At 61.6% G+C, this 1,650-nt stretch carries 2 protein-coding genes and 1 pseudogene; 2 read left to right on the plus strand and 1 reads right to left on the minus strand.

Features of this window, described 5'->3' with window-relative positions; translation table 11 throughout:
* Positions 1-85 precede the first annotated feature (85 nt).
* Complete coding sequence (locus AZE13_RS39455) at positions 86-496, minus strand: SSI family serine proteinase inhibitor (RefSeq protein ID WP_079124634.1); 411 nt, start codon at positions 494-496, stop codon at positions 86-88.
* Between the two features lie 169 nt (positions 497-665).
* Between AZE13_RS39455 and AZE13_RS39460 the strand changes: the two genes are divergently transcribed.
* Complete coding sequence (locus AZE13_RS39460; protein WP_398780293.1) at positions 666-842, plus strand: helix-turn-helix domain-containing protein; 177 nt, start codon at positions 666-668, stop codon at positions 840-842.
* Between the two features lie 84 nt (positions 843-926).
* A pseudogene (locus tag AZE13_RS35085) lies at positions 927-1,650 on the plus strand (transposase family protein); the annotation flags it as partial.

Here is a 1,650-nt window from a genome sequence, read left to right on the forward strand (position 1 = left end):
AAGGTGCGACGATGCCGTCCGCACCCTCCTGACCTGCGAAAACGGAGGATGAAAGAGGTTCAGCCGAAATAACGTAAAATTCACATTACGGGAAATTCAACACCCAATCACTCATCGCCGCGACCAAGCAGCGGTTCGGGTAAATTCGAATGAATTTGATTCGCTGATCTCTCCATTTGCCGAGCACCTTGATAGTAACAGGCGAATATTCCATCGTGCAGTCAGCATGCGCAATCTTGAGCCGCCCAAAATCCCCCCCAACCTCCCTCAGTGCCATACAGGCCCCCCCGGGATCCGGATGATTCCCACCTTCAGGAAAACAGGTCAGCGTCATTTCTGATTCGACAGGGCCAGAGGCTCTCCCCCCTCGATACATAACCATGTAGAAATATGTTCCGTTACGCGCTGAAGGCTGTGCGGGAGCAACCCATAGAGCTGAAATAGACAGAGCCGCTGCAACAGTGGCAGCTGCAAGCATACGACGATGCCAAGACATTTGCACTAAATCTCCTTACCCATTCGATCAAAAGGCTGAAGAATCTCGGTGCAGTAGGGTTATTGAGGCGGAACTGTTGAGTTATTGTCTCGTTGGTTCGGGTGTGACAGGTTTCGGGGTTTTGCGGCGGGTGGTGCCGGTGGGGCGGGAAGTGGTGTGGCTGCGGGTGGTGGCCGCGCTGAGGTCCGGGGCGGTGCGTTCACGCTGGCAGACTGCCGTGGTGTTCGGGGTCTCCGAGAGGTCGGTGGGCAGCTGGTGGCGTGCCTACCGGGCCGGCGGGCGCGAGGCCTTGGCGGTGCAGCGGAAGGCGTGTCCTGAGAGTCCCTTCGTAGCGTGGAGTCCGTGAACCTCTTTCATCCTGGCGCTGGGAAGGGTGAAAGGGCTGGTCAGGTAAGGTTCTGGTGACGTGGCAGGGCCCCTCGTCGTTGCCGTGGTGACATCACTCATCACGCAGCGTCCGAGGGGCCCTGTTGGTTCCGTATTGTTCCATGCTCGACGTACCGCATGAGCTGGTCGAGCACGTCTCCTGGCTGATCTATGCCCGCCGCCGCGAGATCAACCTCGCCGTGGCGGAGTCTCGGTTGCTTCAAACAGGCCCTCCTTGTCCTGGCGCATCTGCGGAAGAACGAGACGTTCGCGCAGGTCGGAGCCGGCTTCGGGGTGTCGCAGGCGACGGCCTGGCGGTACGTCGACGAAACCCTCGACCTCCTCGCCTCCTGGGCGCCGGGCCTGCGCGAGGCCCTCGTCGGCCTGGGTGAAGGCGACTTCGTCATCGTTGACGGCACCCTCATCCCCACCGACCGCATCGCCCCGGACGAACCGTACTACTCGCAAAAGCACAAACGGCATGGGATGAACGTGCAGGTCGTCACCGCACCGGACGGCACCCCGCTCTGGTTCTCACGTGCCACACCGGGCCGCACCCACGATCTGACCGCGGCCCGCGCGCACGGCATCGTCCAGGCCTGCCCGACAAGACAGATCCTCGTCCTCGCCGACCGGGCCTACCAGGGCGCCAGCTCAACCGTCCGCACCCCTACAAAGGCCACCACGAACTGCCCGACCACCACCAGCAGTACAACCGTGACCACACCCGACTCCGCGCACCCGGCGAACGCGCCTTCGCCAGACTCAAGCAGTGGAAGATCTTCCGC

The organism is Streptomyces sp. NBRC 110611 (assembly GCF_001590865.1).
GTDB lineage: Bacteria > Actinomycetota > Actinomycetes > Streptomycetales > Streptomycetaceae > Streptomyces.

Excerpts from the sequence above, each read along its gene's own strand:
- AZE13_RS39455 (WP_079124634.1), bottom strand. The coding sequence starts at position 496 with ATGTCTTGGCATCGTCGTATGCTTGCAGCTGCCACTGTTGCAGCGGCT.